Origin of the sequence: Streptomyces sp. NPDC047061 (genome assembly GCF_040643955.1) — a bacterium.
Classification (GTDB): Bacteria; Actinomycetota; Actinomycetes; order Streptomycetales; family Streptomycetaceae; genus Streptomyces.
In genome coordinates this window covers 68729-88370 of record NZ_JBEYVI010000008.1, presented here as the reverse complement: position 1 = coordinate 88370, position 19642 = coordinate 68729, and the positions used below count along the sequence as shown (strand labels likewise).

At 70.7% G+C, this 19642-nt stretch carries 20 protein-coding genes and 1 riboswitch; of the genes, 11 read left to right on the top strand and 9 right to left on the bottom strand.

What is annotated here, in order from left to right; all coding sequences use genetic code 11:
- Positions 1-15: 15 nt before the first annotated feature.
- Together ABZ887_RS14990 and bcp are read right to left on the bottom strand one after the other, a co-directional pair.
- A complete protein-coding gene (locus ABZ887_RS14990; protein WP_361288278.1) occupies positions 16-1038 on the bottom strand; it encodes an HNH endonuclease signature motif containing protein in 1023 nt (340 codons plus the stop codon).
- A gap of 148 nt (positions 1039-1186) precedes the next feature.
- Positions 1187-1654, bottom strand: a complete 468-nt coding sequence (gene bcp, locus ABZ887_RS14985; RefSeq protein ID WP_361288275.1) for a thioredoxin-dependent thiol peroxidase — start codon at positions 1652-1654, stop codon at positions 1187-1189.
- Positions 1655-1750: 96 nt separating this feature from the next.
- On the opposite strand from bcp, the gene ABZ887_RS14980 reads away from it, so the two are divergent.
- The 3 genes from ABZ887_RS14980 (at position 1751) to ABZ887_RS14970 (ending at position 2958) form a co-directional block, all read left to right on the top strand.
- Entirely contained in the window at positions 1751-2083 is a 333-nt protein-coding gene (locus tag ABZ887_RS14980) for a DUF3618 domain-containing protein (protein WP_361288272.1), read from the top strand.
- Positions 2084-2107: 24 nt separating this feature from the next.
- The gene (locus tag ABZ887_RS14975) at positions 2108-2464 is read left to right on the top strand and encodes a co-chaperone GroES (protein WP_361288269.1); all 357 of its coding nucleotides are present in this window, start codon (positions 2108-2110) and stop codon (positions 2462-2464) included.
- 58 nt (positions 2465-2522) lie between these two features.
- Positions 2523-2591, top strand: a riboswitch (guanidine-III (ykkC-III) riboswitch).
- A gap of 46 nt (positions 2592-2637) precedes the next feature.
- Entirely contained in the window at positions 2638-2958 is a 321-nt protein-coding gene (locus ABZ887_RS14970; RefSeq protein WP_361288266.1) for an SMR family transporter, read from the top strand.
- Between the two features lie 35 nt (positions 2959-2993).
- Here ABZ887_RS14970 and ABZ887_RS14965 read toward each other — a convergent pair whose 3' ends face one another.
- Positions 2994-5315 (bottom strand): transglycosylase domain-containing protein, encoded by a 2322-nt coding sequence (locus tag ABZ887_RS14965; RefSeq protein ID WP_361288661.1) that lies wholly within the window; start codon positions 5313-5315, stop codon positions 2994-2996.
- 701 nt (positions 5316-6016) lie between these two features.
- Between ABZ887_RS14965 and ABZ887_RS14960 the strand changes: the two genes are divergently transcribed.
- The 6 genes from ABZ887_RS14960 to ABZ887_RS14935 all read left to right on the top strand — a co-directional run bounded on the left by ABZ887_RS14960 (position 6017) and on the right by ABZ887_RS14935 (position 12661).
- Entirely contained in the window at positions 6017-6802 is a 786-nt protein-coding gene (locus ABZ887_RS14960) for an ABC-2 family transporter protein (protein ID WP_361288658.1), read from the top strand.
- 76 nt (positions 6803-6878) lie between these two features.
- Entirely contained in the window at positions 6879-7643 is a 765-nt protein-coding gene (locus ABZ887_RS14955; protein WP_361288655.1) for an ABC transporter permease, read from the top strand.
- A gap of 4 nt (positions 7644-7647) precedes the next feature.
- A complete protein-coding gene (locus tag ABZ887_RS14950; RefSeq protein ID WP_361288263.1) occupies positions 7648-8646 on the top strand; it encodes an ATP-binding cassette domain-containing protein in 999 nt (332 codons plus the stop codon).
- 32 nt (positions 8647-8678) lie between these two features.
- Entirely contained in the window at positions 8679-9452 is a 774-nt protein-coding gene (locus ABZ887_RS14945; RefSeq protein ID WP_361288260.1) for a DUF1707 domain-containing protein, read from the top strand.
- Positions 9453-9711: 259 nt separating this feature from the next.
- Entirely contained in the window at positions 9712-11046 is a 1335-nt protein-coding gene (locus ABZ887_RS14940; protein WP_361288257.1) for a DUF445 domain-containing protein, read from the top strand.
- Positions 11047-11107: 61 nt separating this feature from the next.
- Positions 11108-12661: an MFS transporter gene (locus ABZ887_RS14935; protein ID WP_361288254.1), complete on the top strand. Its 1554-nt coding sequence runs from the start codon at positions 11108-11110 to the stop codon at positions 12659-12661.
- Here the strand turns inward: ABZ887_RS14935 and ABZ887_RS14930 are convergent.
- Positions 12658-13227: a hypothetical protein gene (locus ABZ887_RS14930; RefSeq protein ID WP_361288251.1), complete on the bottom strand. Its 570-nt coding sequence runs from the start codon at positions 13225-13227 to the stop codon at positions 12658-12660. The two genes, ABZ887_RS14935 and ABZ887_RS14930, sit on opposite strands and share 4 nt — an antisense overlap.
- Here ABZ887_RS14930 and ABZ887_RS14925 point away from each other — a divergent pair.
- Positions 13222-14046 carry an SDR family NAD(P)-dependent oxidoreductase gene (locus tag ABZ887_RS14925; protein ID WP_361288248.1) on the top strand — a complete coding sequence of 275 codons (825 nt, stop codon included), beginning with the start codon at positions 13222-13224 and terminating at the stop codon, positions 14044-14046. The genes ABZ887_RS14930 and ABZ887_RS14925 overlap by 6 nt on opposite strands.
- Before the next feature lie 49 nt (positions 14047-14095).
- Here ABZ887_RS14925 and ABZ887_RS14920 read toward each other — a convergent pair whose 3' ends face one another.
- Together ABZ887_RS14920 and ABZ887_RS14915 are read right to left on the bottom strand one after the other, a co-directional pair.
- Positions 14096-15607, bottom strand: a complete 1512-nt coding sequence (locus tag ABZ887_RS14920; protein WP_361288245.1) for an alginate lyase family protein — start codon at positions 15605-15607, stop codon at positions 14096-14098.
- A 119-nt stretch (positions 15608-15726) separates the two neighbouring features.
- Complete coding sequence (locus ABZ887_RS14915; protein WP_361288242.1) at positions 15727-16185, bottom strand: hypothetical protein; 459 nt, start codon at positions 16183-16185, stop codon at positions 15727-15729.
- Positions 16186-16329: 144 nt separating this feature from the next.
- On the opposite strand from ABZ887_RS14915, the gene ABZ887_RS14910 reads away from it, so the two are divergent.
- The gene (locus tag ABZ887_RS14910; RefSeq protein WP_361288239.1) at positions 16330-17283 is read left to right on the top strand and encodes a helix-turn-helix domain-containing protein; all 954 of its coding nucleotides are present in this window, start codon (positions 16330-16332) and stop codon (positions 17281-17283) included.
- Between the two features lie 6 nt (positions 17284-17289).
- Here ABZ887_RS14910 and ABZ887_RS14905 read toward each other — a convergent pair whose 3' ends face one another.
- The 3 genes from ABZ887_RS14905 to ABZ887_RS14895 form a co-directional block, all read right to left on the bottom strand.
- Positions 17290-17592 carry a hypothetical protein gene (locus ABZ887_RS14905; protein WP_361288236.1) on the bottom strand — a complete coding sequence of 101 codons (303 nt, stop codon included), beginning with the start codon at positions 17590-17592 and terminating at the stop codon, positions 17290-17292.
- Positions 17593-17701: 109 nt separating this feature from the next.
- Entirely contained in the window at positions 17702-18985 is a 1284-nt protein-coding gene (locus ABZ887_RS14900; RefSeq protein WP_361288233.1) for a hypothetical protein, read from the bottom strand.
- Positions 18986-19038: 53 nt separating this feature from the next.
- Complete coding sequence (locus ABZ887_RS14895; RefSeq protein ID WP_361288230.1) at positions 19039-19560, bottom strand: SigE family RNA polymerase sigma factor; 522 nt, start codon at positions 19558-19560, stop codon at positions 19039-19041.
- Between the last annotated feature and the right edge of the window lie 82 nt (positions 19561-19642).

The window sequence follows — 19642 nt, the reverse complement described above, 5'->3', positions numbered from 1 at the left end:
CTCGACCGGTAGCGTTCAGTGTACGGGTAGAGAGCGTTGGGCGACGAGGGGATCCCTCGCCTTCTGACGGCACCACGTCTCCGTCAGCGCGTGACAGTTGGGGCATAGATACCGAAGATTCTCCCGGCGGTTGTCGCGCCAGTCGCCGTTGACGTGGTCGATCTGCAAAGTGATCGTCTGCCCCAGCCACTCGCCCCTGTTGCCGCAGGACTCACATGTGTATGGCACGCCGATCTCGGCCAGGGCTCGATGAAGCTGAGATCTGTTCGTCCGACCCGCATCCGAGGGCAGAACGATCAGTACTCGGTGTGAGACGGGCGCGGGGGCGGGACGCTCCGGCCGTGCCCATGTCCTGCGCTTGAAGTGGCTTGTGTCCAGGCCGAGTCGAGACGCTGCACGCCGAACACGCCGGTGATTGGTGTCGTTCACGTCCAAGCCGAGGTCGCGCATCACGTCGGCGTAACTCGTGGCGTGTTCTACGGCTTCGCGGGGCCTGCCCTCGGGGATCGATGCACGCTGGTGGGAGAAGTGCCCCATGTCGACACCCTGGCTGCGCAGCATGCGGCTCAGGGTTGCCCGCGATCGGCTGTCGTCCGGTACGCCCAGGGCGCGAGCCACGCCCCGGATACTGGTCGCATTCGCCGCAGCGGCCTTCAACTCCTCGGCCGTGAACGGAAGGTCCACTTCGGCGCGATCCATGCCGGGGAAATGGCTGATGTCAATCCCGGCAGCGCCGATGCGGCGCCGGATGTGGGACAGGGTTCCGGTAGCCGGAGTGGCGCCCAGTTTCAACGCGACTTCGCGCAGCGAGGAAGAATCGGCGGCAGCCTCGGCGATGGCGGCGTCCGGGTACTTGCGCCAAGGACTGCGCTTGGCGAAGTGGCTCGAATCGAGGACGTGACGGGCTACGTGCTCCTGGAGCACCCGCCGCTGGCCCCCACTTGGTTTCAGGCCGAGTCGTCTCATCAGATCGGTCCAGTTCCGTGCCTTGGCGACCTCCGCCTCCAGCCGCTCCCTGGTGTACGCACTCGCTCCCATCGAGCCCCCCGTTCCGGCCGCGCGTTCGCAGCCCGTACGGAGTAACGAACTGGTTATCGGACAGTCACGCACGGAAACCGGAAAAGGGAAACGGCTCGCGCCAGGTCACCCCGGTGCGAGCCGTCAGTGGTGGTGGATCAGGTGGGCCTCAGATGCCCAGGTCCTTGATGATCTTGGCTACGTGGCCGGTGGCGCGGACGTTGTAGAGGGCTCGTTCTACCTTGCCGTCCTCGTCGACGATGATCGTGGAGCGGATGACGCCCAGGTAGGTCTTGCCGTAGTTCATCTTCTCGCCGTAGGCGCCGTAGGCGTCCAGGGCCTTCTTGTCGGGGTCGGCGAGGAGGGTGACCCTGAGGTTCTCCTTCTCGCGGAACTTGCCGAGTTTCTCCGGGGCGTCGGGGGAGATGCCGAGGACGTCGTAGCCGGCGTCGGCGAGGAGGGAGAGGTTGTCCGTGAAGTCGCAGGCCTGCTTCGTGCAGCCGGGGGTGAGGGCCGCCGGGTAGAAGTAGACGATGACCTTGCGGCCCTTGTGGGCGGAGAGGGACACCTCGTTGCCGTCGGCGTCGGGGAGGGTGAAGTCGGGGGCTACGTCCCCGGGCTGGAGTCGCTCGCTCATCGGTCTAGCGTAACGGGGGGTCCTGGCATGGCAGCGGTGGCGAGAACTGACAGACTGTCCAGAACAGGCAGTACGGCAGACTTCGGAGGGCCTACGGTGGCGGAGACGTCGGACACCAGATCCCCGGCGCAGATCGAGGCGGACATCAAGCGCCGCCGCGAGGTGCTGGCCGAGACGCTGGACGAGATCGGGGTGCGGGTGCACCCGAAGACCATCGTCGGCGATGCGAAGGCCAAGGTCGCGGCCAACGTCGATCACACGCTCGGGAAGGCCTACGTCCAGGTCAACCGGGTCGTGAGTGAGGTGCGGGCCCAGTTCGTGGACGACGAGGGCGCGCCGCGGCTGGAGCGGGTGGTGCCGGTCGCCCTCGTCGCCGTGGGCGTGGTCGGGCTGCTGGTCTTCAGCGGTACCCGGCGGCGCAAGAGCTGATCAGAGGCAGGTAGGTTCAAGGGCGTGAGCGCCAAGAGAGACGAGCAGGGCAGCGGGCACGACAAGCTGCCGATCCGGATGCTGCACGACCGGGTCCTGGTCAAGCAGGACACCGGTGAGGGTGAGCGGCGGTCGGGCGGGGGCATCCTGATTCCCGCCACGGCGGCGGTCGGGCGCCGGCTGGCCTGGGCCGAGGTGGTCGCGGTCGGGCAGAACGTGCGGACGGTGGAGCCCGGCGACCGGGTGCTGTACGACCCGGAGGACCGTGCCGAGGTCGAGGTGCGGGGGGTGGCGTACGTGCTGATGCGGGAGCGCGATCTGCACGCGGTGGCCGCCGACCGGTTCGAGGGCTCGGAGGACTCGACCGGCCTGTATCTGTGATTCAGAGGACGAAAGGGGCCTGGTGACTGCGGTCACCAGGCCCCTTTGCTATTTGTTTGCTATGTTCGAAGGAGCCAGCCCGACGAGACGCGCCGTACCGGGACCGTGGAGGCAAAGACGACGCACCCCCCGCTGCCGGAGATACGTCAGCGAAGCTTCTCGGAGGTGCCGTCATGGCCTGGGTTCTGCTTGTCGTCGCCGGGTTGCTCGAGGTCGGGTGGTCCGTGGGCATGAAGTACACCGACGGCTTCACCCGGCTCGTGCCCAGTCTGCTCACCGGCGGCGGGATCGTCGCCAGCATGCTGTTGCTGTCGTACGCGGCGCGGACGCTCCCCATCGGTACCGCCTACGGCGTGTGGGTGGGGATCGGGGCGGCCGGGGCGGCGGTGTTCGGGATGGTGGTGCTCGGGGAGCCGGCCACCGCCGCCCGGATCTTCTTCGTGTCCCTGCTGCTGGTCGCCGTGGTGGGACTCAAGGCGACCAGCGGTCACTGATCGCCCCTCACTGACCGGCCCTCACGGACCGGCGGTCATTGGATGAACCCGAACCCGCCTCCGTCGCCCGCTGTGGTGCCGGTACTGGTGCCGGTATCGGTGCCCGAGGTCGTCGTACCGGTACTGGTGCCGCTGGTCGTCGTCCCTGCCGTGGTTCCGGTCGTCGTGCCGGAGTCCGTTCCCGAGGTCGTGGTGCCCGAGTCGGTGCCCGAGGTCGTCGTACCGGACGTGGTCGAGCCGTCGGTGGTGGAGCCGTCGGTCGTGGCGCCGGCGGTGGTGGAGCCGTCCGTGCCGCCGTTGTCGGCGCCGCCGTCCGTGCCGCCGTTGTCCTGGCCCTGGTCGGTGGTGCCGCCGTTGTCCTGGCCGCCGGTGCCCGGGGTGGCCGGGGCCTGGGTGCCCGGGGCCACGGTCTCGGCGCCCGCCTGGAGGTCCAGGTCGAAGTCGGAGGCCGTGGTGCCCTTCAGGGCGGCCTTGGTGTACTGCGCCCAGATCTCGGTCGGGGCTCCGCCGCCGTTGATGCGGGCGAGGCCGAGGGCGCCGTACAGCGACTTGTGGGCGGCGGTGACCGGGTCCTGGCCCATCACGGAGACGACGGTGGCGAGGTCCGGGGTGTAGCCCGCGAACCAGGCCGCGGTGTCCTCCTCGGCGGTGCCGGTCTTGCCGGCCGCCGGACGGCCCGCGGCCTGGGCGGCGGTGGCGGTGCCGTTGTCGACCACGCTCTGCAGGATGGAGGTGGTGGTGTCGGCGGCCTGCCGGCTGACGGCCTGCTTGCTCGTCGACTTCGGCAGCTTGATCTCCTGCGTGCCGTCCTTGGTGATCTTGTCGACCATCGTGTACGTGCCGTGCTTGCCGTGGTTGGCGAGCGTGGCGTACGCCTCGGCCATGTCCAGGACGCTGGCGGTCGCGGTGCCGAGGGCGATGGACGGGTAGGGCTGGAGGTCCTTGGTGTCGGCGGGGATGCCCAGGTCGACGGCGGTCTGCTTGACCTTGGACGGGCCGACGTCGACGGCCATCTGCGCGTACACCGAGTTCACGGAGAGGTCGGTGGCCTTGCGGACGGTGATCTGGCCGTACGACCTCTCGTCCTCGTTCTCCGGCGCGTAGGCGCCGCCGGACCAGCCCTGGACGGCGCGCTTGTTGGTGCCGTCGTAGTAGGTGTTCGGGGTGATGGTCTGGCCGGACTGGGTGGTGGAGCCGTCGTCGACGGCGGAGGCGAAGACGAAGGGCTTGAAGGTGGAGCCCACCTGGAAGTCGCCGCGGGTCGCGCCGTTGGTGTACTGCTTCACGTAGTCGATGCCGCCGTACATGGCGACGACCTCGCCGGTCTTCGGGTCGACGGAGGCGCCGCCGGCCCGCACGTAGTTGTCGACCTTGTTGTTCTTCTTGTCCAGCTGGGAGATCAGCTTGTCGTCGACCGCCTTCACGAAGGCGTTCTGCTTGGACTTCTGCAGGGTGGTCGTGATGCGGTAGCCGCCGGCCTCCAGGGCGTCCGAGTCGACGATCTTGTTCTTGATCAGGTAGTCGTTGACCGCGTTGACGATGTAGCCGCGCTGCCCGGACATCCCGGTGGAGACGGTCTGCTCCTTGGGCATCGGGAACTTCATGCCGGCCCGCTTGGACTCGCTGAGCCAGCCCTTCTTGACCATGCCGTCGAGGACGTAGTTCCAGCGGGCGACGGCCGCGGCCTTGTTCTCGGGGTGGGCGACGACGTCGTACTCGCTCGGCGCGTTGACGAGCGCGGCGAGGTAGGCGGCGCGGGCCGGGTCGAGGTTGGTGGCGTCCATGCCGTAGTAGGCCTGGGCGGCGGCCTGGATGCCGTAGGCGTTGCGGCCGAAGTAGCTGGTGTTGAGGTAGCCCTCGAGGATCTGGGACTTGGACTCGCTGCGGTCCAGCTTGATCGAGATGAAGAACTCCTTCACCTTGCGGGTGACGGTCTGCTCCTGGGCGAGGTAGTAGTTCTTCACGTACTGCTGGGTGATCGTCGAGCCGGACTGGGTGCCCTTGCCGGTCGCGGTGTTCCAGGCGGCGCGCAGCATGGCCTTGGGGTCGACGGCGGACTCGGTGTAGAAGTCGCGGTCCTCGGCGGCGAGCACGGCGTGCTGGGCGTCCGCGGAGACCTGGGAGAGGTCCACGTTCTCCCGGTTGACCTCGCCGTCCCGGGCGAGCTGGGAGCCGTCGGCGTACAGGTAGACGTTGCTCTGCTTGGTGGCGAAGGCGTTGGCCGCCGGGATCTTCACCATCGAGTAGCCGAGGAAGAACAGGCCGATCACCAGCAGCACGCCGATGACGAAGGTGCCGAGCACCATCCGCCAGGTCGGGATGATCCGCCGCCATCCGGTCCGTTTGGGCCGCTTCATCTTCTTCTCGCCCCCGTTCGTCGGCACGGCGGCCGCGGCCGGTTCGGCCCCGGGTGCCGGGACCGCGGTGACCGCGGTGGGTGCCGGGGGCGCGGTGACCGCGGTGGTTGCCGGAGGCGTTGCCGCCTTCGGCACCCTGACCGCCGCGAGCTGCCGTGTCTGCGTGTCCTGCGTGTCCTGCCTGGTGGTCTCGGCCGCCGCGGGCGGGCGCGCCCTGGGCACCGTGACCGCCGTGAGCTGACGGGTCTGGGTGTCCTCGGCCGCCGCCTTCGGCGGTGCGATCTTCTTCTCGTCCGTTCTCTCGCCCGCTCTGCCGCCCGCCGCGGGCGGCTCCGTCGTCCTCTCCTCGGCCGCCGCGGGCGGCTCCGGCTGCTTCGCCTCGGCCACCGGCGGGGTCTTCTTCTCCTCGGCCGCAGCCGGCGGCTCCGTCGGGCCTCCGCCGCCCTGGTTCGGCTGTTGCGGCTGCGGCTCGTCGCTCATGTCGTGCACGGACTCCTGTTTCGCGTCGTACATTCGTTCCCGTACGACCTCGTACGCTTCTGCGCCCCCTGTTGAAGACTCTCGCACCGCGCGTTCCGTTCCCGGATTCCGGCACGCTTCGGTCACGGAAATTGCGTGGCCTGCGATGTCGTCGGCGCAGTAAGCTCCTGCGCTTCGGTGTCGGGCGGTCCGGGAGGTCGGTTGGCGTGGGCGCGGGACGGTTGTACACGGCCGTCGCGGCGGGGGGTTTCCGACGGTACGCGACGTATCGGGCGGCCACCGCCGCCGGGGTGTTCACCAACACGGCCTTCGGGATCATCCTCGTCTACACGTACTTGGCGCTGTGGGACGAGAAACCGCACCTCGGAGGCTATGACCAGGCACAGGCGGTGACCTATGTGTGGCTCGGTCAGTGCCTGTACGCGACCCTCGCGATCCAGGGCGGGGGCGTGGAAAAAGACCTGATGGAGCGTATCCGCACGGGCGCGATCGCGATCGACCTGTACCGTCCGGCCGATCTGCAACTGTGGTGGCTGGCGACCGATTTGGGCCGCTCGCTGTTCCAGATGCTGGGGCGGGGCGTGATCCCCTTCCTGGTCGGAGCGGTGTTCTTCCCGATGGCGCTGCCCGCGGACGCCGGCACCTGGGCCGCCTTCCTGGTCGCGCTGTTCCTCGCGATGCTCGTCAGCTTCGGCATCCGCTACCTGGTCGCGCTGAGCGCGTTCTGGCTGCTGGACGGCATGGGCGTCAACCAGGTGCTGATGATCACGGGGATCTTCTTCTCGGGCATGACCCTGCCGCTGAACGTCTTCCCGGGCGCCTTCGGCGAGGTCGTCCGCGTCCTGCCGTGGGCGGCGCAGATCCAGATGCCGGCGGACGTGCTGCTGGGGGAGACGGGCGTGGCCGGGGCGTTCGCCTTCCAGGCCGCGTGGGCGGTGGCGCTGCTGGCGGCGGGGCGGCTGCTGCAGTCGGCGGCGACGCGGCGGGTGGTGGTGCAGGGTGGGTGAGCGTGTTCCGGACGGGTGGCGCGGGGCGGGTGAGCGGGCCCGGGACGGCCTTCGGGCCTACCTGCTGATCGCCGGGATGTGGATCCGTTCCACGATGACCTACCGGACGTCCTTCGCCATCACCATGGCCGGGAACCTGCTGGTGACCGGGCTGGACTTCGCCACGATCCTGCTGATGTTCTCGCAGGTCGACTCGCTCGGCGGCTGGTCGCTGCCCGAGGTCGCCTTCCTGTACGGCCTGTCGGCGACCGCGTTCGGCGTCGCCGACCTGGTGCTGGGCTCGATGGACGTGCTGGGCACCCGGATCCGCGACGGCTCCTTCGACACGCTGCTGGTCCGGCCGGCCCCGGTGCTCGCGCAGATAGGCGCGGACCACTTCGCGCTGCGCCGCCTGGGCCGGATCACCCAGGGCGCCGTGGTGCTGGGCTGGGCGCTGGTCTCCGTCGGCATCGACTGGACGCCGGCGAAGGTACTGCTGGTCCCGCTGACGCTGGCGGCCGGCGCGGCGATCTTCTGCGCGCTGTTCGTGGCGGGCGCGGCCTTCCAGTTCCTGGCGCAGGACGCGGCGGAGGTGCAGAACGCGTTCACGTACGGCGGTACGACGCTGCTCCAGTACCCGCCGACGGTGTTCGGGAAGGACTTCGTGCGCGGGGTCACGTTCATGCTGCCGCTGGCCTTCGTGAACTGGGTGCCGGCCGCGTACGTGCTGGGGCGGCCGTATCCGCTGCGGCTGCCCGCGTGGGCGGCGTGGTCGCCGCCGCTGGTGGCGTTGGTGTGCTGCGCGCTGGCGGGTCTGGCGTGGCGGGCGGGTCTCAGGGCGTATCGGAGTACGGGGAGTTGATCTGATGTCGGACGTGTTCATCGAGGTCGACCGGGTGGAGAAGGTCTTCGAGGTCCGGAAGAAGGCCGGGTTCCTGAAACGGGAACGGCGGCAGGTACGGGCGGTCGACTCGCTCTCGTTCACGGTGGCGCGCGGCGAGATGGTCGGCTACATCGGCCCGAACGGCGCCGGGAAGTCGACCACGATCAAGATGCTGACGGGCATCCTGACCCCGAGCGGCGGCCGGCTCCGGGTGGCCGGCATCGACCCGTCCCGCGAACGGACCCGCCTGGCCCACCGCATCGGGGTGGTCTTCGGCCAGCGCACGACCCTCTGGTGGGACCTCCCCCTCATCGACTCCTACCGCCTGATGCACCGCATGTACCGCATCCCGGACGCCCGTTACGCCGAGAACCTGGACCGCCTGGTCGAACTCCTCTCCCTGGAAAGCCTCCTGGACGTCCCGGTCCGCCAGCTCTCCCTCGGCCAGCGGATGCGCGGCGACATCGTGGCGGCGCTGCTGCACGACCCGGACGTCCTCTACCTCGACGAACCGACCATCGGCCTGGACGTGATCTCGAAGGCCAAGGTCCGCGAGTTCCTCCGCGAACTGAACACCGAACGCGGCACCACGGTCCTGCTCACCACCCACGACCTCCAGGACATCGAGCAGCTGTGCTCCCGGGTGATGGTCATCGACCACGGGCGGCTGATGTACGACGGTCCGCTCACCGGCCTGCACGAGGCGGGGGAGAGCGAGCGCACCCTCGTGGTCGACCTGGAGCGGGAGCTCCCGCCGATCGACGCGGGCCCGGCGGCGCGGGTGGTGAGGGTGGAGGGGCCGAGGCAGTGGCTGGCGTTCCCGGCGTCGGAGTCGGCGGCGCCGCTGGTGGCGCGGATCGCGGCGGAGTACCCGTTGGCCGACCTGTCGGTCCGGGAGCCGGACATCGAGGCGGTGATCGCGAAGATGCTGCGTTCCATGGGGGACACCCCCAACCCCCCACCGGACCGGGCCACCGCATAGTCCCCGGCGCCGCGAACTCGTAGTCTGCCTCCATGACCGACGATGCCCCGGAGTTGCGCGCCTCCGACGCCGATCGTGAACGAGTCGCCGAGGTCCTCAGGGACGCCCTCGCGGAGGGGCGCCTCGACATGGAGGAGTTCGAGGAGCGGCTGGAGGCGACGTACCAGGCCCGTACGTACGGCGAGTTGACGCCGATCACGAGAGACCTGCCGGCAGCGGGCGTGCAGCCGCCGGTGTCGCTCAGCAAACCCCCTGCGACGAGCGGGAGCTGGGGAGGCCGGATCATCGGCGGCGAGGGCACGTCCTCGTGGGCGGTGGCCGTGATGTCCGGTTTCCAGCGCAAGGGCCGCTGGACGGTGCCCAGACGCTTCAACTCCTTCGCGTTCTGGGGCGGCGGCGAGATCGACCTGCGCGAGGCGAACTTCGCGGACGGCGAGGTCGTGATCAACTGCGTCGCGATCATGGGCGGGATCAGCGTGATCGTGCCGCCGGGCGTCGAGGTGGTGATGCGCGGCATCGGCATCATGGGCGGCTTCGACGAACGCGAGCACGACATGTCGCCGGACCCGGGCGCCCCGAGGGTGGTCGTGACGGGCTTCGCGTTCTGGGGCGGCGTCGAGGTGGCCCACAAGGTGACGAAGGCGGAACGCCAGCGGCTCAAGGAGGAACGCCGCCAGCAGAGCCTCGACCGCAGGACAGCCCGCCACGAACTCCACGAGGCCCGCCACGAGTGGCACCAGCAGCGCCGCGAACACCGCGAGGAACGCCGCGAAAACCGGAACCACCGGAGACACGGGGACCACTGAGGGGCGACGGCGCAGCCGACGATCGACGGGGCATTCTGAGCGCCGGCGGCGCAGCCAACCCAGCGGTGTGTATGGATGTGCAGCTCCGCCGCGTGGGCGCGACCAGCCCGCCGGTTCGGCACCGCCGAAATCCGCCGTCGTGGCTGATCGCCGTCGCGGCGGGGTGGGAACTCCTCGCTCGTTTCGGGAGTAGGTGAGGTAGGGACAATGGGTGCGGGGTCACCGTGAGGGTGGTGCCGGCTGCGAACGGGTGGAGCCGATGGAGGAACGTACGGAAACGGTGGACGGGGAGGGAGAGCGGGTGGCGCAGGCCGCCCCTTCCTACAAGTCCATGAACGCCTTCACACCCGCCGACGAGGAGCGCCAACGCGGCGTCCGGCGTATGAAGCGCACGGCGACCGGCCTGCTGTTGATGGTCGCCCTCGTGTACGTGCTGGCGAAGTGGGCGTCCGGCGCCGGCGCCGGCACCTGGGCGGACTACGTGGCCGCGGCCGCCGAGGCCGGCATGGTCGGCGCGCTCGCCGACTGGTTCGCGGTGACCGCCCTGTTCCGCCACCCCCTCGGCCTCCCCATCCCGCACACCGCGATCATCCCGACCAAGAAGGACCAGCTCGGCGTCTCGCTCGGCGAGTTCGTGGGGGAGAACTTCCTCTCCCAGGACGTGGTGAGGCAGCGGCTGCGCGCCGTCGGCATCGGCAGCCGCCTCGGCGCCTGGCTGGCCGAGCCGAACAACGCCGACCGGGTCACCGCCGAGCTCGCGACAGCGCTCCGCGGCGCGCTCACCGTGCTGCGGGACTCCGACGTCCAGGCGGTCGTCGGCGAAGCCATCACACGGCGGGCCGACGCCCAGGAGATCGCCCCCGGCATCGGCAAGATGCTGGAGCGGGTCGTCGCGGACGGCGGCCACAAGCGGGTCGTCGACCTGGTCGTCACCCGCGCGCACGACTGGCTGGTGCTGCATGCGGACTCCGTGATGGACGCCGTCCAGGGCGGAGCCCCCGGCTGGACCCCCCGCTTCGTGGACCGCAAGGTCGGCGAGCGCGTCTACAAGGAGCTGCTGCGCTTCTGCGCCGAGATGCGGGACATGCCCTCCCACCCGGCCCGCGGCGCCCTCGACCGCTTCCTCTCCGACTTCGCGAACGACCTCCAGTCCGACACCGACACCCGGGCCCGCGTCGAGCGGCTCAAGGGCGAGGTGCTGGGCCGCGGCGAGGTGCAGGACCTGATCGCGTCCGCCTGGACGGCCGTACGGTCCATGATCGTCTCGGCGGCCGAGGACGAACGCAGTGAGCTGCGGCTGCGCGTCCGTGCCTCCCTGATCTCCCTGGGCGCCCGGATGGCCACCGAACCCAAGGTCCAGGACAAGGTCGACAGCTGGGTCGAGGGCGCGGCCGTGCACGTCGTGACGACGTACCGCAAGGAGATCACGTCCCTGATCACCGACACGGTGGCCGGCTGGGACGCGGAGCACACCACCCGGAAGATCGAGGCGCACATCGGCCGCGACCTGCAGTTCATCCGGATCAATGGCACGGTGGTGGGGTCGCTGGCCGGCGTGCTGATCTTCACGGTGTCCCGGGCACTGGGGGCGTAGCGCGCCCGGAGCGGGGCACCCGGCCGGGGTTGCGGTTCCCTTTCCCGGCCGAGGAGGCGCGATGGGTGCGGATGCGGGTACGGGTGCGGGTGCGCATGCCGGCGTGGACACGACGGCGGGCGGCCGGACGATCACCACCCGCATCCCGGCCCGCCTGGACCGCCTCCCCTGGTCCCGCTGGCACTGGACGATCGTCATCGGCCTCGGCACGGTCTGGATCCTGGACGGCCTGGAGGTCACGGTCGTCGGCAACATCTCCAGCCGCCTCTCCGAACCGGGCAGCGGCCTCGCGATCTCCTCCGCCCAGGTCACCGGCACCGCCGCGGCGCTCTACGTGGCCGGCGCCTGCGTCGGCGCCCTCTTCTGGGGCCGCCTCACCGACCGCCACGGCCGCAAGAAACTCTTCATGATCACCCTGGCGGTCTACCTGGCCGCCACCGCCCTGACCTCGCTCTCCTTCGCCCCCTGGTGGTTCTTCACCTTCCGCTTCCTGACCGGCTTCGGCATCGGCGGCGAGTACGCGGCGATCAACTCGGCGATCGACGAGCTGATCCCGGCGTACTACCGGGGCCGCGTCGACCTGATCATCAACGGCAGCTTCTGGGTGGGCGCGGTGGGCGGCTCGCTGCTGTCGATCGTCGCGCTGGACACGGACTTCCTGGCGAAGGACGTGGGCTGGCGCCTGACCTTCGCGCTGGGCGTCGTCCTCGGCCTGGTCATCCTGCTGGTACGGCGCAACGTCCCGGAGAGCCCGCGCTGGCTGCTGATCCACGGCAGGGAGCGGGAGGCGGAGGAGATCGTCACGTCGATCGAGCGGCAGGTGGCGGCCGAGAAGGGCGCCCCGCTGCCCGAGCCGGCCGGCGAACTGGTGATCCACCAGCGCGAGAGCGTCACGTTCGCCGAGATCGCCCGCACGGTCTTCCACGACTACCGGCGCCGCGCCGTCCTCGGCTTCTCCCTCTTCGTCGGCCAGGCGTTCCTCTACAACGCGATCACCTTCGGCTTCGGCGCGATCCTCACGAAGTTCTTCGACGTGCCGACGGGGGACACGGGCTACTACTTCGTGGTCATCGCGGTCGGCAACTTCCTCGGCCCGCTGCTGCTGGGCAAGCTCTTCGACACGGTGGGGAGAAGGGTGATGATCTCGTCGACGTACATCCTGTCCGGGCTGCTCCTCTTCCTGACGGCCTGGCTGTTCGGCCGGGGCGTGCTGAGCGCGGGAACCCTGACGGCGTGCTGGTCCGGGGTTCTCTTCTTCGCCTCGGCGGGAGCGTCCAGCGCCTATCTGACCGTCTCCGAGATCTTCCCGATGGAGACGCGGGCGATGTCCATCGCCTTCTTCTACGCCCTGGGCACGGCGGCCGGCGGCATCAGCGGGCCGCTCCTCTTCGCCGACCTGACGGGGACGGGCAAGGTGGCCGACACGGTGCTGGCCTTCCAGATCGGTGCCGGGCTGATGTGCGCGGCGGGGCTGGTGGCGGTGGCGCTGGCGGTGAACGCGGAGCGCCGCCCGCTGGAGGACATCGCCCGGCCGCTGACGGCCGCCGCGCCGCCCGGCGACACGGCGGCGGGCGGCGCGCCAGAGGGTGGTGCGCCCGGGGATCCCGCGGTCTAGAGCCAGCCGCCGGCGATGAACTGGACCGGGTCCTCGCCGGGGTGCTCACGGATGCCGAACACGGCCTGGGACATCGACCACAGAACCGTGCGCCCGATGCGGTCCGGGTAGCGGGCGATCATCGCGTTGAAGAAGTCGACGGCGCTGTTCTCGGTGCCCATCAGCTCCTCGGCGACGTCCAGGTACTCCCGTGTCTCGGTGATCGTCCGCGCCGCGTCGTCGTCGAGCTCGGACTTCTTGTGGCCGGCGACGACCGAGCGCGGGCTCAGCGCCTCGACCTGGTCGATCGCCCGGCGCCAGGAGTCCAGGCCCGCGAGCACGGCCTCGCCGACGTACTGGTGGGCGCCGTTGTAGATGACGTCACCGGCCACGACGAGCGCGAGGTCGGGCACGTGCAGGACGCTGGTCGCCTCGGTGTCGGTGTGCCCGACCTCGACCATGACAAGATCCCTGCCCTCTAGGGTGAAGCGGTTGTCGGGCACGGTCACCGCGGTCACCGGGGAGGGCGGGATGTCCGAGTAGACCTTGTCCCAGACGTACGGGCGACCGGCGTTGTTGGCGTGCATCTCGCGGTCCGCAACACGGACGCCGGCGAGCGCACCGCGACCGACATCCGCAAGGCGACCGGCAACGACGACGTCCATGTCGCACGGCTCGACCTCCTCGACCGCGAGTCGATCGCGGTCTTCACCGGAGCCTGGGCCGGACCGCTGCACATCCTCGTCAACAACGCCGGAGTGATGGCGCTGCCCACGCTCGACCGCACCCCGGACGGCTGGGAGCTCCAGTTCGCCTCCAACCATCTCGGCCACTTCGCGCTCGCACACGGCCTGCACGACGCGCTCGCGGCAGCCGGCAACGCGCGCATCGTGTCGCTGAGCTCCAGCGGTCACCACGCCTCGCCGGTCGTGTTCGACGACATCAACTTCGATTCCCGCCCGTACGACCCGTGGCTCGCCTACGGACAGTCGAAGACGGCCAACGTCCTCTTCGCGGTCGGTGCGACCAGCCACTGGGCGGCCGACGGGATCACCGCGAACGCCGTCCACCCCGGCGTGATCATGGAGACCAACCTGTCCCGCCACATGGACCCGGAGCAGGCCGCGCAGCTGCGCTCCGCCGCGGCGGCCGGCGAGTCCAGTTCGATCCTCGGCATGTCGATCCGGTTCAAGACGACCGCCCAGGGTGCCGCGACGAGCGTGCTGGTCGCGACCTCCCCGCTGCTGGAGGGCATCGGCGGCCGCTACTTCGAGGACTGCAACGAGGCGGAGACACTGACGTCCGACGCGATGCCGGGCGCCTCCGGCGGCGTGGCCCCCTTCGCCCTCGCCGCCGATGCCGCCGAACGCCTCTGGGCACTGTCGCTCGCCACCGTGGACGCGTGAGCGGGGCCCCCGTCGGGGAAGCCCCCGGGGAAGCCTCGCGAAGGCGCCGTCACTGACCGCCCCGCGCCCGCCTGCGCAGCAACAGCAACCCACCGGCCAGTGCCGTGATCCCCGCCCCCGCGCTCCACGCCACGATGTCACCGGTCCCGGTGCTGGCAAGGTCGCCGCCGCCCTTGCCCATGGCCGACGGCGCGGACGACGCCGAAGCCGAAGCCGAAGCCGAACCAGAGCCCGGGACCGGTGAGGTGGCGGATCCCGATACCGACGCCGAGGCGGACCCGGACGCCGCCGGGCTCGGCGAGGACGAGGACGACGTCGACGTCGTACCCCCCGCCGCCGTCCCCCCGCTCGCCCGGTCCCGCGTGAACGTCAAGGTCCCGAAGCCCAGCTGGTCGTACCCGCCGCTGTTCGGCCCGTAGTCCCCGCCGCCGCCCTCCGGCGCCGCCTTGGCCGCGATCCGGGTGACGTACGTCGCCGGCAGGCCCCGCCGCTTGGTGTAGTGGTTGGCGATCATCGCCCAGATGGGACGGATCATCGACGGATCGACGCCGGCCGCGGCCGTCACCGTCTCGCTCCCCGACCACCCGCCGACCGCCCCCTTCCGCCGCGTGCTCGCGGTGAACGGCACCTGCCCGCCCAGGTTCCACTTGGCGACGTACTGCGCCCCCTTGAGGAACCGGCTGTCGTCGTACCCGTACAGGTCGATCCCCTGGTTCCAGGCCATCTCGCAGAACGTGCCCATCAGCCCGACCCCGAGCAGCGCGTGCCCCTGATCACGCCCGGCCTCCAGCCACTCGCCGAGCCCGCCCTCGTCCGCGTCCACGTCGTCGTCCACGACGGGAATCGCGTTCTTGATCGCGCCGAGCCCGGCGCCGTGCTTGAAGTAGTCGACGGCGCGGGCGACTTGGGCGCGGTCGTCGCAGAAGACGCCGGTGGCGAGGACGCAGGCCATGTTGGCCAGGTCCCAGTTGGTCCAGTAGTTGGAGACGACGGCGTTGTTGTGCCGGACGAGGAAGTCGTCGCTGACCGCGCCGAAGATCTTGCTCAGCATCTCCTGGAAGCGGGCGAGCTCGAAGTCCCCGTGGTCCCGGACGAGTTCCGCGGCGTTCGCGAACTGGTAGCCGTACAGGCCGGCGGCCAGGAACCGGTCGGCGGAACCGTTGACCGCGGTGAGGGTGGCGGACCAGGCGTTGAGGACGGCGACCGCGGTGTCGGCGTACGCGCTCTCGCCGGTCACGTGGTGGCGCAGGGCGTTCTGGTAGGCGGCGTGGATGTCGTTGTAGAGGATCGAGTAGTTCTCCGGGGTGCCCGAGCCCCGGTACACCACGGCCTGCGGCCGCGCCTGCCAGCCGCTCTGCGCGTGCCGGTTGGCGGTGAGCCGGGCGAACCCGGCCGTGTAGGGCGCGGCGCCCGCCTTCACCTTGGCGGCCATGCGGGCGAGGTCGGTACGGGTGTGCAGCAGGCCGGGATGGGCGAAGGCTCCGGCGGCGACCGCGGTGCCGCTCACCGAGACGGCCCCCGCGGCGGCCCCCACCGCCGCTGCTCCCGAGACCTTCAGCATGCTTCGGCGGCTGATCTGTCGAGTCATCTGCATGCCCTGGGAGACGAACCGGCACGGCCCCGATAACAGAAACCGGGGAGCCGGTCAGGTGCCGGTGAGGCCGCGCCGGCCGGCTCCGGTCAGGCGCCGGTCGTCGACCCGGGCCGCACGATCATCAGCACCGTCACGGCGGCCCAGAGGAGGTTGAACACCCCGGTGAACATGGCCAGTTGCACGGTGGCCTGCCGCGTCCGGGCGTCCGGGCCGCCTTCCACCAGCGCACTCTGCCGGGGCAGCACCAGCGCGCCGAGCACGACCGCCGCGAGCGCGGTGAGCGCGATCGACGTGATCAGCCAGGCGCTGCCCAGCACATACATGGAGCTCGCCGTGGCGAACCCGAACACGGGGACGACGACGCCGACGACGGCGTACACCTGGCAGATCCGGTACAGCAGCCGAAGGGTCTCGGCGGCCCGGACGTCGTCCGGCGCCTCGATGGCGCGCCGGGCGGCCGGCGGGAACATGCTGGCGGCGACGGTGACGGGACCGATCGCGACGATCGCCGCGAGGACATGGACGGCGAGGAGGAACTTGGTCACGGCGTCGACCGTAGGCGGGCGGCGGATCTTGCAGAAGCGGCGATACTGCCACCACTCGACGGATTCTCGCCACCCACATCCGTCATCCACCCCGCACAGGAACCCGCCGTTGGCGAAATTCCGTCGAACGGCTAGCTTCCTGCCATGCACACCGTCGCCGTACTCGTCCTGGACCAGGTCATCCCGTCCGACTTCACCGTGCCGATCGACACCTTCGGCTGGGCCCGGCTGCCCGACGGCCGGGACGCCTACCGGGTGCGGGTGTGCGGGCCGGCCGGCGAGGTGACCGCGGCGGGCGGCGCGTTCACGGTCAGGGCGCCGTACGGGCTGGACGCGCTCGCGGAGGCGGACACGATCATCGTGCCGGGCGTCGCGGACCCCGCCTGCGTCCTGCCGCCCGAGGTCACCGAAGCCCTGCACGCGGCGGCGGCGAACGGCACGCGGATCGCGTCGGTCTGCGTCGGGGCGTTCGTCCTCGCGGCCACCGGCCTCCTCGACGGCCTGCGCGCCACCACGCACTGGGCCGCGGCCGACACCCTGGCCGCGCTGCACCCGGCCGTCGAGGTGGACCCGAACGTCCTCTACGTCGACAACGGACAGTTCCTGACCTCGGCGGGCGCGGCCGCGGCCATGGACATGTGCCTGCACATGGTCCGCAAGGACTACGGCTCGGCGGTCGCCGCGCACACCGCCCGGATGTCGGTGATGCCGCTGGAACGGGAGGGCGGCCAGGCCCAGTTCATCGTCCACGACCAGCCCCCGGCCCCCTCGGGCGCCACCCTGGAGCCCCTCCTGGCCTGGCTGGAGGACAACTGCGACCGTGACCTGACCCTGGACGAGGTCGCGACGCAGGCCGGTATGAGTACCCGTACCCTCAACCGCCGCTTCCGCGACCAGACCGGCACGACCCCGCTGCAGTGGCTGCACCGGGCGCGGGTACGCAGGGCCCAGCACCTGCTGGAGACCACCGCCCACCCCGTCGAACGCATCGCGACCCAGTCGGGCTTCGGCTCCCCGACGGCCTTCCGGGAACGCTTCCGCAGAGTGGTCGGCACGAGCCCGCAGGCATACCGGCGGGCGTTCCGCAGTACGACCTAGAAGGATTCAGCCCCGGCGGTCCGCGACGGCCCAGGACGCCAGTGCCACCGCGCCCGCCACCCCGAGGACGGACGGCCAGGCACCGACCTTCTTGGCCAGCGGATGCGACCCGGCGAACGCGGCGACATAAGCGGCCGACAGCGCCCCGGCGGCCTTCCCGCCCGCCTGCTGCCGCCACTGCTGCGCGGCGGCGGCCCCGGCGACGGCCAGCACGGCTCCGCCCAGCGGCCGCTTCTTCGTCCACCGGGCCACGCCGTACCCCCCGACGAGCCCACCCGCGGCAATCACCGAACTGGGAACCCTGGCCATGCGTGTCTCCTTCTGCTCCTGCCGCTTCTGCCGGATTTCCCGAGGGTAGCGCCCCCTTTTGGGGGCGCGGGGAACTGCGCGACCAGCCCCCACTCACCCGCACCCGAATCTACGGCCGCCACTTCGCGCTGAGCGCGATCGCGCGCAACTGCTTCATGGTCAGCGCCGGCGCCTTTCGCGTCGCCGCACTCTGCTGGGACCCCGAGTTGAAGGCGCTGATCACCACCCGGAAGCCGTCGGTGCGCATGGTGTCGACGGTCCACATGACGACCCCGGCGCCGTCCTTCTCCCCGGGCTGCTTCCGCTCGGCGACCATGGTCCCGTCGGCGAGGGTCTCGGACCCGGCCCCGAACAGCTGCCCCGCGACATCGGACATGTCCGGCTGCACGTTGATCTGGACGAGACTCCGCCCCTTGCCGTCGTCGACCACGACGTAGGTGAACTGGTCGTCGTCATCGCTCCCGTGCGCCACCACCTTCAGCCCCTTCGGGACGAGCGAGGTGAGGGTCTGCCGGATCGCCCTGCCGTTCCCCTGCGCCCTGGGCGGTTCCTGGGTCTGCCGGGGATCCTCCGGAATGGCGTCGACGACCCCGCGCCACTCCTGCGCGGCCGCCAGCTCCTTCAACTGGTCGCCAGACAGCGGCGGTTCGTCCCGGCTGATCGGCGCGCCCTTCTCGGCGGCGGCATTCCACTCGCTGACGGAGACGTGATGGCCGTCCGGGGTGACGAGGTTCGCCGTCCAGAGCTTGGTGTCCACCCGCCGGTCGGGGTACTCGTACCTCTTGACGACGGTGACGACCGACGCGTCGGGCAGATGCCGGGTGACGCAACTGTCGTACGGGACAAAGGTCTTGTCCGGGCACAGGACGGCCTGCCGGGCGTCGGACCCGCCCGGCAGCACCCGGTCGACGGCGACGCTGATGGCGCCGGGGCCGTGCCCGTCGTCGAACACGACCTGGGCGTAGGGCGCCACGAGCGGCTCGCTCGCGTCGACACCCCGTCCCTCCGCCTTGCCGAACGTCCCCTTGGGCAGCAGCTTCTCCAGCGTGCTGATCATCTCGTCCGAGGTGACGGCGCGGGCCGCGGGGGAGGACGTGGGGTGCGGGGTGGTGCTCACGGAGGAGGGGGGCCGCGGCTGTCCCGCCGACGACCCGCTCCAGGGCACCAGCAGCGCCCCGCCCACACCGGCGAGCGCGACCCCGGCGGCGCCGCCGAGGACGGCCGTCCGCCGTCGCAGCCGTAGCCGCCGCCCCCGCACCGTACCGGCGGCGACGAGCGCGCCCCGGTCGGTGTCGAAGGTGTCGCCGGCGTCGTGCAGGGCGGCGGAGAGCCGCGTCTCGAAGGCACGCTCACTGCTGTTGTCGCTGTCGTTGTGCCGCTGCTCCACGGGCATGACGAACCACCGTTTCCACAAGGTTGATGTCAGGAGCGAGGTCAGGAGTGAGGTCAGGGGCGTGCGTACTCGGCGAGGTCCTCGCCCAGCAGCTCGCGCAACCGGGCGAGGGCGCGCACGCACCGCGTACGGACGGCGGCCGAGCTCATGTTGAGCGCGTCCGCGGTCTCGTGCACCGACCGGTCCTCCCAGTACCGCAGGACGACCACGGCCCGGTCCTTGGCGGGCAGCCGCGCCAGCGCGTCGAGGAGGGTCAGCCGCAACGAGGGATCGGTGCCGCCGGTATCGGCGCCGGTGTCGGCCAGTTCGGGGAACGAGTCCCGGGCCCGCTCCCTGCTGCTGAACCGCCGCCGGTGGGCGAGGAAGGTCCGGGTGAGGACGGTCTGCGCGTACCCGGCGGGGTTCCCGACGCGGGAGACCCGGCCCCAGCGGACGTAGATCCGTCCGAGGGCCTCCTGCACCAGGTCCTCCGCGAGATGGGTGTCCCCGGCGGTGAGCAGACAGGCGGACCGGTACAGATGCCCGGCCCGCGCCGCGGCGAACTCGGCGTAGTCCTCCCCAGCTCTCTGACTCATCCGCACGCTCCCCCGTCCCCCGCTCCCGGCGCTCTGCCGCTCACCTCATTGATGCGGTGGGCCGGGAAAATGTTTCAAAGGA